Origin of the sequence: Flavisolibacter tropicus (assembly GCF_001644645.1) — a bacterium.
GTDB classification, from domain to species: domain Bacteria; phylum Bacteroidota; class Bacteroidia; order Chitinophagales; family Chitinophagaceae; genus Flavisolibacter; species Flavisolibacter tropicus.
The window spans coordinates 1,851,155-1,865,220 of record NZ_CP011390.1; the positions used below are offsets into that span (position 1 = coordinate 1,851,155).

Genomic DNA, 14,066 nt, shown 5'->3' on the forward strand with positions numbered 1-14,066 from the left:
ATGCTTTGCTGCTCTTTGCGGTTAATTTTTACCGCAAAGCCCGCAGAGAGGTCGCAGAGATGCGCAAAGAATACCTACGTATAACAGTCTTGCTTTTAACCTTAGTATAAGGTTTCGAACACATGGGGTTTGTAACCACAAGTGTTCGAAATATCTAGAACACATCATTCATTGTTGATTTTGCTACTTCTGTTTGGAGTACGTAATGGTCATGTTGATAATGTAACAGGTCTTTCTTCATCTATCTTTTCCACTTTTTGGACCGTGGATAGACAGGATTTGGAATGGATTAATCGGATGAGAGACTTTCGTTTTGAGTGTTCCTTCTTCCTCTTTCTTTTCCCCTTTTTTCTTGATAAAAAAGGGGAGCAAAAAATCAATCCCGCACGTGCGGGACCGCCAATGCGCCTCCGGTTGCCGGGCCACCCACGCACAGCAACCCTCCACTGCTTTGATCCCTGTTTAGGATAGGTTGGTCAATGTAAGTGTATCTTTCCAAAAGGTAGATGCGGTGAGCAAAGAAGTTAGAAAACGCTGCTATATGGAGAAACGGCAGGCGCTGTATATTCCGCCCGACTCAAATAATACAGTGAGATTGTAAATAGGGGCGCAATATAAGGCGCTGGACCGCTCCGATACTTTTTTGGGCGAGTGGGTTTTGAGTAGGGTACCTTGCTTTCTGGTATGGAAGTAAGGTTAGAGCTGTTTTAATGCAACTCTAAGTACCAATTAAAACTTTCGAACACTTGCGGTTACAAACTCAGGACAGTGTGAACTATAATTTGATCTTCCTCTACATACAACAACTAAGTCCACTTATCCAAAACAATCAATCACATACTACTATAAAGAGTTCGCCTATTTTTGCGCCGTCTTTTCTCATGACACAAACAACAAACAAATATACCTGGATCGCCGCTGGATTGTTATTCGCCGCCCTATGGGCATCAGCCTCTACAGCCACTAAGATTGGGCTTACTATAGCGCAACCCTTAGTAATAGCAGTAGTACGCTTTGGAGTAGCGGCAGTTATCATGCTTACCTACACCCATCTCATTAAAGGCAATAGACTACCCAAGGGAAAAGAATGGAAGCAGCTAACCATCTATGGCTTATTGAACATCACCATTTACCTGGGCGTTTATGTTATTGCTATGCAGTCCGTAACAGCTGGCATCGGTGCGCTGGCTGTAGCCACCAACCCTGTTATCATTAGCTTTCTATCCGTCTTCTTTCTAAAAAAGAAATTAACGGGCCCTATTGTAGCAGCCTTACTGTTAGGTGCAGCAGGAGTAGTCTGTGCCGCCTGGCCGTTATTGGGACAAGCCGCTGTAACCGCTAAAGGATTAGCGCTAATTTTATTCAGCATGCTCTCCTACTCCGTTGGCGCTATTTATTTCTCAGCCAAAGGATGGAATGGTTTACCCCTGTTTACCATTAATGGTTGGCAAACATTAATTGGAGGATTGCTATTGCTACCTTTTGCGCTATTCAATTACAATACAGCGCTTAATCATTTCAATTCGACTTTCTGGCTCTCTGTTTTATGGTTGGCTATCCCCGTTTCCATTGCAGCCGTGCTACTGTGGATGTGGCTACTTCAACGTAATGCAGTAAGAGCAGGACTCTGGCTATTTCTTTGCCCTTTGTTTGGCTTTGCTATTGCCGCATGGCTTATGCATGATCCTATTAGCATTTATACACTAGCCGGTATAGCCTTAGTGATCGGTGGACTAGTAATTGCACAACGAAGTACAAAACGGTAATGAGCGTATATGGTAACACGTAAAGCCCCTCCCGGCCTCCCCGAAGGGGAAGTGTTCCACGCACAATACCAGAAGAACAAACACTCTTACATAACAAAAGCACTCCAACACAGGAATGTTTCTATTTATAGACATTCTTTATTAATCTCCTTTCCTCTGTGCCTCTCTGTGTTCCCGGTGTCTCCGTGGTTCAAATCGCTGCGCCATCGGCGCCATTTGGGGGCTGGGGGCCTGCGCTGACTTCTGCTGGCTTACGCTGCCATCACCACCTCCTTAGATTTTCGGGCAACTCCATAGGCCTTCTATACAAACCCTCTTATCAAAAGCAATTAAATTAGAGGGCATAAACCTCATTTAGCCGCACCTCATCTTTATTGGTTCTCTATGCCCAAACTAATTATCATGAAGTTGATGCTGCCTATCTATTGTTTTCTTGTCACCATTTTAATACATAGCAATGCGATAGCCCAAACAGATACCACAGCTAAGCCTGCCGAAAAATCCATCATGAGAGATACATTGGATGGCAAGCTCGACTTCAGTCGTTTTTTAATAGACGCCAAAGGCTTTATTCCAGTACCCTTCATTATCACGGAACCGGCATTGGGTAGTTTTGGTTTGGCTATTGTACCCGTGTTTCTAACACCCAAAAAAAGACCACCCGGCTTTACAGGATATATTCCACCCGATATTACAGCCGGAGTTGCTATGTATACAGCCAACAAGAGCTGGTTGCTGGGTGGCATGCGCATTGGCAGCATTCCGGCTAAAGGTCTAAAATACCGGATTGCCGCAGGTGTGGCAGACATCAACCTTTCGTTTTTCAGAGAGCTACCGAACCTGGGTGAAAAAGAATTTGACTTCAGCATCAAAACTGTACCGATCCTTCTTTCATTATCCAAGAGGATATCAAAGAAGGATGTGTATTTGGGCGTGCAATACTTCTTTGCCAAAAACGAATTGAAGGCCTTGTTTAAAGACAGTTTACCAAACGACATTCAACCCTCCAGCTTTAAGAGCAACATAGGAAGCCTGGGTCTATTTACCGATTGGGATAAACGCAATAGTTTCTTTACAGCCGACAAGGGCTTTCGTGTAAATATTCTATACACGATGAATGATAACTGGACCGGCAGTGATTTTGAATACCAAAAACTCTCAGGCGCACTGAACTGGTTTATCCCATTCAAAAAGAAATGGATCAGTGGCTTTCGTGCTGAGTTCAACCAGGTATTTGGCGATCCGCCATTCTATGCCCTTCCTTCTCTAGCCATGCGGGGTGTGCCTGCTGTAAAATACCAGGGATACACAACCGCTTTGGTAGAAACCGAGCAGCGTTTTGACTTTAACCTGCGATGGAGTGCTGTGGCCTTTGCAGGCTATGGCAAAGCCTTCCAACGAGATGAAAGCGCTAGTGAAACGCAGTCGGCCTACAACGTTGGTGGCGGCTTTCGTTATTTAATTGCAAGAGTATTTAAGATAAGGGCAGGGATTGATGTAGCAGCAGGCCCCGGCAGCTTTGGCTGGTATATTGTATTTGGCCACAACTGGAACCGGTAAGTCTCGCTCCTCATAGAATATCCACTTGCTATGCTTCAATTTATAGGTTTACATGTTCACAAGTTCGTGAAAGGTTCTAGACTACAAAAAGGCGTTCTGTAGTTCACGAGTTCTCTTGTTCACCTTTTAATAAATGTTACTCGACTACAAAAGTTTTCACACCAGGTTTAAACCTGAGTCTGAGCGTGCAAACTTTTGTAGTCTTTATAGCGTCTTTTACATTACACTGTTTTTATTAGTAGATTGGAACTTGTGAACCCGTGAACTTGTGAACCCGTGAACTTGTGAACCCGTGAACTTGTGAACCCGTGAACTTGTGAACCCGTGAACTTGTGAACCCGTGAACTTGTGAACCCGTGAACTTGTGAACCCGTGAACTTGTGAACCCGTGAACTTGTGAACCCGTGAACTTGTGAACCCGTGAACTTGTGAACCCGTGAACTTGTGAACCCGTGAACTTGTGAACCCGTGAACTTGTGAACCCGTGAACTTGTGAACCCGTGAACTTGTGAACCCGTGAACTTGTGAACCCGTGAACTTGTGAACCCGTGAACTTGTGAACCCGTGAACTTGTGAACCCGTGAACTTGTGAACCCGTGAACTTGTGAACCCGTGAACTTGTGAACCCGTGAACTTGTGAACCCGTGAACTTGTGAACCCGTGAACTTGTGAACCCGTGAACTTGTGAACCCGTGAACTTGTGAACCCGTGAACTTGTGAACCCGTGAACTTGTGAACGACCTTTTCACCAAAACATATAATTAACACGAAATGGAAATGACAACAAATGCTATCAACTGGGTAGAAATTCCAGTAACTGATTTTGACCGCGCAAAAGCATTCTACAGTACTATCTACGACTATCAAATGCCCGACATGCCAATGGGACCCGTTCGTATGGGCTTTTTATTGTACGACCAACAAGGCGGTGGTATTGGTGGCGCCATAGTACAGGGTCAAGGGTATGCGCCAACCAGCAAAGGAGTACGCGTTTATTTAAATGGCGGCAATGATTTAAGTGTTGTGTTGAACCGTGTAGAAGGTGCTGGCGGCAAGATTGTTTTACCCAAAACACAGATCACTCCGGAGCTGGGTTTCTTCGCTACGTTTGAAGACACAGAAGGAAATCACATCTCCTTACATTCCATGTCATAAACTTCCAGTTAAAAAGACTACAGCACATCTTCAAACGTATTGTAGTCTTTTTATCTCCAAATTCTCCTCTCACATCCAATAGACTCGAAAGAAACGCAACGCCATACAAGTTTCAAACTTTGCGTATAGCGGCTTGACTTAGCTGCCACTTTTCTTATATTACAATTTCCTATAACTTTATGGCTACTAAAACTAACTACTATGCAAATGCGCATTGGCTTGCTGCTATCAGCCTTGTCGGCTACCTTTCTATTTAGCGTTACGAACTCCTTTGCTAACCAATCTAAAGAATCATCTGTTACGCCTATCCTTGTCACATTACCAGCAAGAGACACAACCAGTGTTGATACAACTATTTTTACAAAAGTGGATTTGGAGGCCACCTTTCCGGGTGGCGAAAATGGCTGGAGAACATTTTTAGAAAACAACCTCAAAGCAGATGTTCCCGTGCGCCGCAAAGCACCTGCCGGTCAGTATATGGTGGTGGTTCAATTTATTGTAGATAAACAAGGCAACCTGTCTGATATACGCCCGCTAACCAACTTAGGTTATGGAATGGAAAAAGAAGTGGTACGCGTGCTGCGCAAATCGCCAAAATGGCAACCAGCTATGATGAATGGCCAACCGGTTAAAGCCTACCGTAAGCAGCCACTTACGTTTGTAGTATCAGAAGTGAAATAATATACCCTAACATCTTATTTCATACCTATTCACTCATTAAACCAACGATCAAACACATGAGACTATTGCTTATTTTAGGACTACTTATTACTGGAACAACAGTACAGGCCCAACTGCAAATGGCAAAGGTTGTTGGCAAAAACGCCGACAAGTATAAACTGGGTTTTGGCGCTTTTGCCTATTACGACTTCCCCTTAAATGAAGTGGGCAACCAAAGCGCACGACTGGAATTGATGGACCTGGCCTTTTTTCCGGTAAAAAACAAAGACGTTGATGCAAGCGCAGCCTACGTTTCTATCAAACTTGGCTACAAGCATATCTTTTCTGAAACCAAAACAGGCTTTTACCTGGAGCCCCAGGCAGGTTACTGTCGTGTGGTAGTAGCTGCACCAAACGAATCCGAGGCTAGCCATGGCGATGGCATTGCTGCAGCATTGGAGGGAGGCTATAGCTTGGAAGTAGGGCAGGCTGGCAATGTTTTAAATTTCGGATTGAAATATGAAACCGATCGTGCAGGCAAGGAACACACTTTAAGTTCAGTAGGGCTTCGCTTATCCTATAGCTTTAATTTATTCCGCCGGAGAGAATAACGCTTAACACGGATCTTCTTTTCTACCCCACATTATCTATTCAAAAGCGCTCGGTGTAATGCCATCTATTATTACACCGAGCGCTTATAAAACTTCACATCTACATTCATAATAGGAAAGGTTGATGGCAAAAGCTGTTTATCCACTTCATCAAAACTATTCTTTTCATAAAAGCGTTGGGCCGCCACAAACTTTTCTGTAGTGCCCAGGTAGATTGTTGCATAGTTCTTTTTCTTAGCCCAATCCAAGAGTGTATTTAACAGTGATTGTCCCACACCCCACTCCTTTCCTCTAAAGTCTTTATGCACAAACATCTTTCGTAGCGCACCCATTCGATCACCAATATCCAGCAGTGCAATGGTGCCTACCACTTTATTGTCATAAATAGCCACCCAAAAATTGCCATTGTTTACCTGGTAAAAACTTGGGATTGCTTTTAAGTCGGGCTGCGCCTCAAGATCTATGGGTATTAAAAACTCGTCATGTTGAATGCTTACAATAAGTGCGCCTACTTCTTGTTTCAAACTATCGTCATAGGGCTTTATTTCTATTCCTTCCATGGCAGGCTATTTACTACAAAGAAAATAATAGATGCTAAATAAAACGGTACACACTTGCATTAGGTGTATTGTCAATAATAAGAGGCGTCAATGCAAACAGCCCAGACCTGGTTCTTGTCGTTGGTTGACAAATACATGCTGTTTGTAGACAGTCCGTTTTACCCAGCATCTTTTGTCAGTAGTTTGGTTATAGAAATTGTTTAACCGATCTAAACCGAATCACCATGACATCCATTCCGTTATCGCCCAAAGCAGAAACACCTCATACATCCCGCTTTCATCCTTTTACTATCTTTAAGCGCGACTATGAACGCTACGAAGGTGTTCCGCGCATCAACATTTACCTGCTCAGGCTTCTGTTCACTTTAATGTTTTTCTTTCTTAGCTACGATGCCTGGAGCCATATCTTTAATCACAAGGGACCTTGGGACAATGCAAATGCTGCTGCCTGGTGCATGTGGGGCTCGTATGCCATCATCTCGTTTATTGGTATTATTCGCCCGCTAAAGATGCTGCCCATTGTGTTGTTTGAGATCGTTTACAAACTTGCCTGGTTAGCAATCGTAGCCTATCCTTTATGGGCTAAAAATGAGTTAGCAGGTTCCCCTGCAGAAGGAATGGCGCGTGTATTCATCTGGGTGATATTTCCTATAGTAGCCATGCCATGGCGTTATTTTTTCAGAACCCATTTATTGGGTAAACACACTGCTTGATAACGCATTAACTGCGTGTTCAAGCGGGGTCTTCACTGCGCGGATTTGAGCGTGGCGAAACCCCGATTGTAGCAAGAAGTGATTAGACATTTATTACTTGTAACCCTCCCTTATCATGCTTTACGTTCTTTTTGCCTTGATGCAAAAAGAACCAAAAAGATCAATCCCGCACGTGCGGGACCGCCAATGCGCCTCCGGCTGCCGGGCCGGCCCACGCACAGCACCCCTCCGCTTTCTTGAACCTTGTTTACGATAGGTGGGTCGTTTTACGCGTACCCTTCCCAACCTTGGGTGCAGTAAGCAAAGAAGCCAACATCAGCTGATAGTTAGAGATACTGCAGGCGCTGTATATTCCGCCCGACTCTAATTATACAGTCAGTCTGTAAGTACAGGGCGCAATATAAGGCGCTGCTCCAACCTGCTTTACCCATTTCCTCTAACCAAAGCCCGATTCTAAATAGGAGCCCTCAGATCAGCCATCCTAAAATCAGCCATCCGCCATCCTCCCGTCATCCTGTCTGCAGGGGCTCTTCCTAGTAATCTCCTAGTAACGTCCTACTAACCTGTAGGGAGTCTGTGGGTTCACCCGTACTTCACCCGTACTTCATCCGTACCTCGGCCCTACCACAGCCCTTCCCAGGCCGCTATCGGGTCGTAGCAACTGCAGGAATCATCCGTAAGGAAATAGTAAAAGAAAAAAAGATGTGTATAACTAAACTGTGTGCATCCCTTGCAAGGGAGAAAAGAAGGGTGTAAATTTACTAAAATATTTAGCAATAAGCAATCATCCATAATTAATCATTAAACCCTCACCCCTATGGCACGACAGGCAGGCCCACTCTTTATTACCGGAACGATTGATGATATGGTATTTTACAAAATGGGCGACAAGTACTACATGCGCCTAAAAGACGAACCCACGCCTGGTACCAAAAAACGCATGAGCCAGGACGAGCACTACCCCTTGCTGTGCCTGCGTAAACGCGAGTTTAAAGAGGCTTCTAAAATGGTGCGCAAGTGGTACTATACCCTGCCCAAGACAGTGCGCAAACAGGGCCTGTTTGGAACACTGACCGGCAAGGCCGTACGGTGGCTGCGTCAGGGGAAAACAGAGGAAGAAATAAAAGCACTGGGGCTAAAAGCGGCGCTGCCTAAGCAAAAAGAGACGGAAACAGTGAAGGAGGCAAAGCCTGTAGAAAAAGCTGCAGTAAAAGAGCCTGTTATGCAGGAACTCTCTAATTGGTGTGTTACAGCAAGCGGTGGTATGAACATCATTTATGTCGAAAAACGTGCGCAACGACACGCCTCCCCGCCTACTTTGGCCGTTTTGCCTAACACAAATACTCCTCCCGATTAAGGAAAACCTGTGAGAAACATGTCCCTGAAAGCCGGAGCTCCTCACTTATCTTTGCCGCTCATTCTATTGATCAATCAAATTGATCCGCCGGCGGCGGAGACAGGAGTATTATTATGTTTCGTTCACATACTTGCGGAGAATTAAGAATCCAGAACGTGGGCAATAAAGTCACACTGGCTGGTTGGGTACAGGCAGTAAGAAAGTTTGGTTCTATCACTTTCGTTGACCTGAGAGATCGTTATGGCATTACCCAATTGTATTTTAATGAGAACCTGAACCCTCAGCTGGATGCGGAGCCTCTGGGTCGTGAGTATGTGCTGCAAGCTACCGGTACGGTTACCGAGCGTAGCAACAAAAATGCGAACATCCCTACCGGCGATGTGGAGATCACGATTGAATCGTTCAAGATCCTGAATAAATCGGCGGTTCCCCCCTTCACTATCCAGGACGATACCGATGGCGGTGACGACCTGCGCATGAAATATCGCTACCTTGATCTGCGTCGTAATGCGGTGAAGCGCAACCTGGAACTACGCTATGCGGTAAACCGCGCCACACGCGACTACCTGCACCAGCAAGGTTTTATGGATATTGAAACCCCTTTCCTGATCAAGTCTACTCCGGAAGGAGCCCGCGACTTTGTAGTGCCATCCCGTATGAATGAAGGTCAGTTCTATGCCCTGCCCCAGTCGCCACAGACCTTTAAGCAATTGCTGATGGTGAGTGGCTATGACCGTTACTACCAGATCGTAAAATGCTTCCGTGATGAGGACCTGCGTGCCGACCGTCAGCCGGAGTTTACACAGATAGACTGTGAGATGGCCTTTGTAGAGCAGGAAGACATCCTGAACATGTTTGAAGGCCTGATGAAATTCATCTTCAAAGCCGTTAAGAATATCGACTATACTGAGTCTGTAGAGCGCATGACATGGGAAGATGCCATGTGGAACTATGGTATCGACAAACCTGATATCCGTTTCGGCATGAAGGTCGCGAACCTTAAGGTTCCAGCTTCTGTATTCCTGGATAAGCAAACGCAGCTTAGCAGCTCCCCTTTAGGGGCTGGGGGTAGTGGCTTCCCTGTTTTTGATAATGCAGAAACTGTAGTCGCCATTGCTGTACCCGGCGCTTCTGAGTATACGCGCAAGCAAATTGATGAACTAACGGATTGGGTAAAGCGTCCACAGATTGGCATGCAAGGCCTGGTGAATATCAAATGCAATGCAGATGGCACGTTTAAGAGCAGCGTAGACAAGTTCTTCAATGCAGACCAACTGAAGGCCATTGCTCAATATACCAATGCACAACCCGGCGATCTGATCCTGATCTTAGCTGGTGCGGAAGAAAGAACCCGTAAAGCCATTAGCGAATTGCGCTTAGAGCTGGGCGAACGCTTAGGTATGCGTAAGAAAGACGAGTTCAAACTGCTGTGGGTATTAGACTTCCCGCTGTTTGAATATGCAGAAGAAGAAAACCGTTGGGTAGCGCGTCACCATCCGTTCACATCACCCAAGCCTTCACAAATTGAGGTTATGATCAACAATAACCCGGTGATTGAAAATGCAGCTGAATACCTGAAGCACCCGTATGCCAACATCAAGGCGAATGCCTATGATATGGTGTTGAATGGTAATGAAATTGGTGGTGGTTCTATTCGTATCTACCAGCGTGAATTGCAAGAAAAAATGTTTGCTGCGCTAGGTATGTCGGATGAAGAGGCTAATCACAAGTTTGGCTTCCTGCTGGGTGCGTTTGAATACGGTGCACCACCACACGGTGGTATTGCCTTTGGCTTTGACCGTACCTGTGCTATCCTAGGCGGTAGTGAAAGCATCCGCGACTTTATTGCCTTCCCTAAAAACAATAGCGGCCGCGATGTGATGCTAGATGCACCAAGCGCTATTGATGAAAAGCAACTGGATGAATTGCATATTAAGTTGGATAGCAAATAAGAGTATAATTACTATAATGGGTACCCGCAGTTTATAAAGCTGCGGGTATTTTTATAACTTTGCTTCAACATTTTCTATATAGGACCTTTTAGTCCTTGTGTAGTAGCTGCACCAACAACTGAACTTTGATTATCTTTCACTTATAACTAAATGGAATAATAAAGTCTATCCGGCCTTCATCAATCTCTAGCCCGCTGCTTGTAACACTGATGGAACTTCCAAAACATCAAAGATCAAATGAGAATAACAGATTATAGTTTTCGATTTTTAGCGTTTATAATTTCTTTAAACGGAATAACTGTACTTGTACAATCTTGCAAAAACAAAGACTCCTTATATGGAGAAGCAAAAAAACTTTATGATTATGGAGAATATTCAAAAGCATTTGAGTTGTATCATAAAGCGGCAAAGACTGGGGACATTTCAGCAATGAATGAAATTGGATGGATGTATGAAAAGGGAGAAGGTGTAAGTAAGGATTTTCATTTGGCCATGGAGTATTACAAAAAGGCCGCAGAGCAAGGAAACTCTTCAGCTATGGCTAATATCGGATGGATGTATGATAAAGCAGAAGGTGTAAAAGAAGACAACCTAAAAGCTATCGAGTGGTACAAAAAAGGAGTTGATGCAGGGAATGCCGATGCCATCTACAATCTTGCATGGATGTACGAAAATGGCGAAGGTGTAAATGTAGACCTCCAAAGAGCAATGGAGTATTATCAACAAGCAGCACAAGCAGGAAATGCTAATGCTATGAATAGTCTAGGATGGATGTATGAGAACGGTGAGGGAGTGAATGTAGATTACCAAAAGGCTATGCAATGGTATGAAAAAGCAGCTCTCCTTGGGGTTTCTGATGCTACATTTAATATGGGATATATGTATGAGAAAGGTGAAGGCGTAAATATAGATTACCACAAAGCTATGAACTTGTACCAAAAGGCGTATAAAGATGGCAACGCACGGGCAATGAACAATATAGGGTGGCTTTATCATAAAGGCTTGGGGGTTGATAAAGATGCCCAAAAAGCTATAGAATGGTACAAAAAATCAGCGGATGTTGGCTATAATATTGCTTTTTACAATCTGGGATGGATGTTTCAGCATGGTGAAGGAGTCGCAGTTGACTATCTAACAGCCATGAAATGGTATCAAAAAGCAGCGTCAGCTAATAATGCTCAAGCTTTAAATAATATTGGATGGATGCATGAAAAAGGTGAAGGAGTCAGTATAGATTACCAAAATGCGATGCAGTCATATGAAAAGGCCGCTACGCTAGGCAGCAGTGATGCCATGAACAACTTAGGATGGATGTACCAAAATGGAGAAGGGGTAATAACTGATTATCAAAAAGCAAGGGAGTGGTATCAAAAGGCCGCAGATGCTGGAAGTGCTGATGCGATGAACAATCTAGCATTAATGTATGAAACGGGAATTGGATTGAAAAAGGATATGAAAAAAGCAGCAGAGTGGCACAAAAAGTCAGAGGACTCAAAAAAATGACGAAATGAAATTTAGGGCCTAAGCGGGGTCTTCCACTCGTTGCCGTTGGTCGCCGACCAACGGTTCTTGTTTTAAATGAATATCTGGTAAAACAAAAGCGCCATCTGAGAAATTATCCCAACAGACAATAACAACACTTTCATTCAACGCCTTGCATACTTTCGAAATAGGTGAACCGTTGGTCGGCGACCAACGGCAACCAACGGCAACGAATAGGCAGTTTTATTGGTCTCCCGCCGGGCACCTATTCGTGGTCCACCCAGAGTGTAACCACTAATTTGGCCGATTATCCTAGCACAACCCGTGTCCCGGACGGTTTTAAGGCTTACTGGTCTTACCTCTCATTCAGCTTCGGGTACTCTGGTTGTTCCTCCGGGTGTCGACTGCATTATAAAAGGGATCGTTTTTTGATCGGTATTGATAGTGTCTAAAATTCTTCCTAAGTAGTAAGCCAATCAGGTAAGACCGGTTAAAACCTAACGCAGGTATTTTCTCTTTATGCTTACCAGTTGGAATTTAATGCTATCATAGATCAAGGCGCTTATCAATGTTATCACAGACAATAACAGGATTTTTATTCCGATAACCAAATAGCCATAGCCCCCGGTTATACCGCCTAAAAAGAAAAAGAAGATGATGGTAAGACGTAGTTTGATGGAAGCAATGAGTTTTTTCTGTTGTTCCTCTTTTTTGTAAAAGAAAAGTTGAGACAGCTCGATGCCCAAATCGGTAAACAGTCCAGTCAGGTGCGTGGTTCGAACAACAGAGTTGGACAGTGATGTAACTAAGGCATTTTGAAGACCCATGGAAAACAAAAGCAGACAAGCAACTATATTGACCTTTGCATGAATAGTGGCTGGATGGAGAAAAGCAATAAACGCCAGAATGGAAATTTCCATTAGAACTGGAATCGTGTTGATAAAGCGTTCGTTCACTTTGGAAATCACCTCCAACAGGAGATTAGAGAAAAAAGCGCCAAACAAAAAGGCCAAGATGAATAACAAATAAACAACTGCCTGGTCAAAGTTCTTATTTACCATTTCATCAGCGAAAAAAGCAAAGTGCCCGGTTACGTTGGTTGTCAGTCGCTGCACAGCAAATAACCCACTGACATTAACGATGCCAGCGACAAAGGATAACAAAGAAGCGAGCTTTAAATTATGCGTTAATGTTCTGCTCTTTCCCCGGTGCCTGAACATACTACTTTAAAATGAACGCAAAGATAACTAATAGTACCGCTGCGCCTAATCGTTGCACTCTTTACGCCGTTGTTGGTGTTCCTCTTGGCCCATGTGCGGCAGCTGCACCAACAACTGAACGTAGTAGAGAGGTTCTGCTATAAGTTGTTTATCTTCAACCGTGTTGTTGGTGGGCTTAACACATAACCTTCACCTCAACACCAACAACGGCGTAGTTCAGCTTTTGTGGATTTGTTCGTCTTCAGTTTCTCAATTTAGCATTGGTATCGGGTGTACTTTTGCTCAAGTCATAAGCAAGAAGACACAACAGACGGTTTTACAGTCACTGGAACCTTGAGCAAAACTACTGAGCAGCACGACACATTACCCTGCACGACATTTTATAACTTCAAAATAGAAATTACTATGGGAAAGTTTGTAATTACAAAACGTAGCAACGGCGAGTATCAGTTTAATTTAAAAGCCGGTAACGGACAGACCATTCTTAGCAGCGAAGGCTATTCTTCAAAAGCGGGTTGCGACAATGGCATTGACTCGGTGCGGAAAAATTCACAGGACGACAGCAAGTATGACCACAAGGTATCTTCTAACGGTAAATATTACTTCAACTTAAAAGCGACAAACGGGCAAATCATCGGCACAAGTGAAATGTATGAAAGTGTAAGCAGCAGGGACAACGGCATTGCATCTGTAAAAACGAATGCTCCTGACGCAACTGTTGACGAACAGACAACATAACAACACTAATGGTTTTTAGTATGACAGCGAAGTATGGCACATTACTGGGGTTTGCTGCTATGCTGGCTGATAGCGAATAAAAAATCATCTTTTTATTCCATTTAACTGGCGCAAGTATGCAGGGCAAGCCATTGAGCGTGGGGTACTTGTGCCGCACTGTTAGTAATGTTTTAGCTTAGATGCTTTTCGTCGTTTACAGTAGAGGTAGTACCTGTCCTTTGTCCCGGCACAAGTACGCTTAGCGGCAATGGGCTTGGCTGCATACTCATATCATTGCAAAAGATTATTTTTC

Annotated in this window: 12 protein-coding genes; 10 read left to right on the top strand and 2 right to left on the bottom strand. The window is 44.1% G+C overall.

All coding sequences use genetic code 11. The annotated features are described in order from the left end of the window. The first annotated feature begins 746 nt into the window (after positions 1-746). The 5 genes from SY85_RS07735 to SY85_RS07755 all read left to right on the top strand — a co-directional run bounded on the left by SY85_RS07735 (position 747) and on the right by SY85_RS07755 (position 5,752). Positions 747-1,766: a DMT family transporter gene (locus tag SY85_RS07735; RefSeq protein ID WP_226999045.1), complete on the top strand. Its 1,020-nt coding sequence runs from the start codon at positions 747-749 to the stop codon at positions 1,764-1,766. A gap of 402 nt (positions 1,767-2,168) precedes the next feature. Next, a complete protein-coding gene (locus tag SY85_RS07740) occupies positions 2,169-3,326 on the top strand; it encodes a BamA/TamA family outer membrane protein (RefSeq protein ID WP_066409484.1) in 1,158 nt (385 codons plus the stop codon). A gap of 771 nt (positions 3,327-4,097) precedes the next feature. Continuing rightward, positions 4,098-4,481: a VOC family protein gene (locus tag SY85_RS07745; protein WP_066403174.1), complete on the top strand. Its 384-nt coding sequence runs from the start codon at positions 4,098-4,100 to the stop codon at positions 4,479-4,481. 201 nt (positions 4,482-4,682) lie between these two features. Then, the gene (locus SY85_RS07750) at positions 4,683-5,162 is read left to right on the top strand and encodes an energy transducer TonB (protein WP_066403176.1); all 480 of its coding nucleotides are present in this window, start codon (positions 4,683-4,685) and stop codon (positions 5,160-5,162) included. Between the two features lie 56 nt (positions 5,163-5,218). After that, positions 5,219-5,752, top strand: a complete 534-nt coding sequence (locus SY85_RS07755; RefSeq protein WP_066403178.1) for a hypothetical protein — start codon at positions 5,219-5,221, stop codon at positions 5,750-5,752. Positions 5,753-5,823: 71 nt separating this feature from the next. Here the strand turns inward: SY85_RS07755 and SY85_RS07760 are convergent, their stop codons facing one another. Continuing rightward, positions 5,824-6,312, bottom strand: a complete 489-nt coding sequence (locus SY85_RS07760; RefSeq protein WP_066403181.1) for a GNAT family N-acetyltransferase — start codon at positions 6,310-6,312, stop codon at positions 5,824-5,826. Between the two features lie 224 nt (positions 6,313-6,536). Between SY85_RS07760 and SY85_RS07765 the strand changes: the two genes are divergently transcribed. From SY85_RS07765 to SY85_RS07780, 4 genes are all read left to right on the top strand, one after another. Continuing rightward, the gene (locus SY85_RS07765) at positions 6,537-7,025 is read left to right on the top strand and encodes a hypothetical protein (RefSeq protein WP_066403183.1); all 489 of its coding nucleotides are present in this window, start codon (positions 6,537-6,539) and stop codon (positions 7,023-7,025) included. 817 nt (positions 7,026-7,842) lie between these two features. Continuing rightward, positions 7,843-8,382, top strand: a complete 540-nt coding sequence (locus SY85_RS07770; protein WP_066403185.1) for a hypothetical protein — start codon at positions 7,843-7,845, stop codon at positions 8,380-8,382. A gap of 113 nt (positions 8,383-8,495) precedes the next feature. Then, positions 8,496-10,334 carry an aspartate--tRNA ligase gene (gene aspS, locus SY85_RS07775; RefSeq protein ID WP_066403187.1) on the top strand — a complete coding sequence of 613 codons (1,839 nt, stop codon included), beginning with the start codon at positions 8,496-8,498 and terminating at the stop codon, positions 10,332-10,334. Positions 10,335-10,571: 237 nt separating this feature from the next. Next, positions 10,572-11,837, top strand: a complete 1,266-nt coding sequence (locus SY85_RS07780; protein WP_066403189.1) for an SEL1-like repeat protein — start codon at positions 10,572-10,574, stop codon at positions 11,835-11,837. Between the two features lie 476 nt (positions 11,838-12,313). Here SY85_RS07780 and SY85_RS07785 read toward each other — a convergent pair whose 3' ends face one another. Beyond that, the gene (locus SY85_RS07785) at positions 12,314-12,979 is read right to left on the bottom strand and encodes a YoaK family protein (RefSeq protein WP_236938272.1); all 666 of its coding nucleotides are present in this window, start codon (positions 12,977-12,979) and stop codon (positions 12,314-12,316) included. Between the two features lie 462 nt (positions 12,980-13,441). Here SY85_RS07785 and SY85_RS07790 point away from each other — a divergent pair, with 462 nt between their 5' ends. Further along, positions 13,442-13,774 carry a YegP family protein gene (locus SY85_RS07790; protein ID WP_066403195.1) on the top strand — a complete coding sequence of 111 codons (333 nt, stop codon included), beginning with the start codon at positions 13,442-13,444 and terminating at the stop codon, positions 13,772-13,774. Positions 13,775-14,066 lie beyond the last annotated feature (292 nt).

Excerpts from the sequence above, each read along its gene's own strand:
- SY85_RS07740 (WP_066409484.1), top strand. The coding sequence starts at position 2,169 with ATGAAGTTGATGCTGCCTATCTATTGTTTTCTTGTCACCATTTTAATA.
- SY85_RS07745 (WP_066403174.1), top strand. The coding sequence starts at position 4,098 with ATGGAAATGACAACAAATGCTATCAACTGGGTAGAAATTCCAGTAACT.
- SY85_RS07750 (WP_066403176.1), top strand. The coding sequence starts at position 4,683 with ATGCAAATGCGCATTGGCTTGCTGCTATCAGCCTTGTCGGCTACCTTT.
- SY85_RS07755 (WP_066403178.1), top strand. The coding sequence starts at position 5,219 with ATGAGACTATTGCTTATTTTAGGACTACTTATTACTGGAACAACAGTA.
- SY85_RS07760 (WP_066403181.1), bottom strand. The coding sequence starts at position 6,312 with ATGGAAGGAATAGAAATAAAGCCCTATGACGATAGTTTGAAACAAGAA.
- SY85_RS07765 (WP_066403183.1), top strand. The coding sequence starts at position 6,537 with ATGACATCCATTCCGTTATCGCCCAAAGCAGAAACACCTCATACATCC.
- SY85_RS07770 (WP_066403185.1), top strand. The coding sequence starts at position 7,843 with ATGGCACGACAGGCAGGCCCACTCTTTATTACCGGAACGATTGATGAT.
- aspS (WP_066403187.1), top strand. The coding sequence starts at position 8,496 with ATGTTTCGTTCACATACTTGCGGAGAATTAAGAATCCAGAACGTGGGC.
- SY85_RS07780 (WP_066403189.1), top strand. The coding sequence starts at position 10,572 with ATGAGAATAACAGATTATAGTTTTCGATTTTTAGCGTTTATAATTTCT.
- SY85_RS07790 (WP_066403195.1), top strand. The coding sequence starts at position 13,442 with ATGGGAAAGTTTGTAATTACAAAACGTAGCAACGGCGAGTATCAGTTT.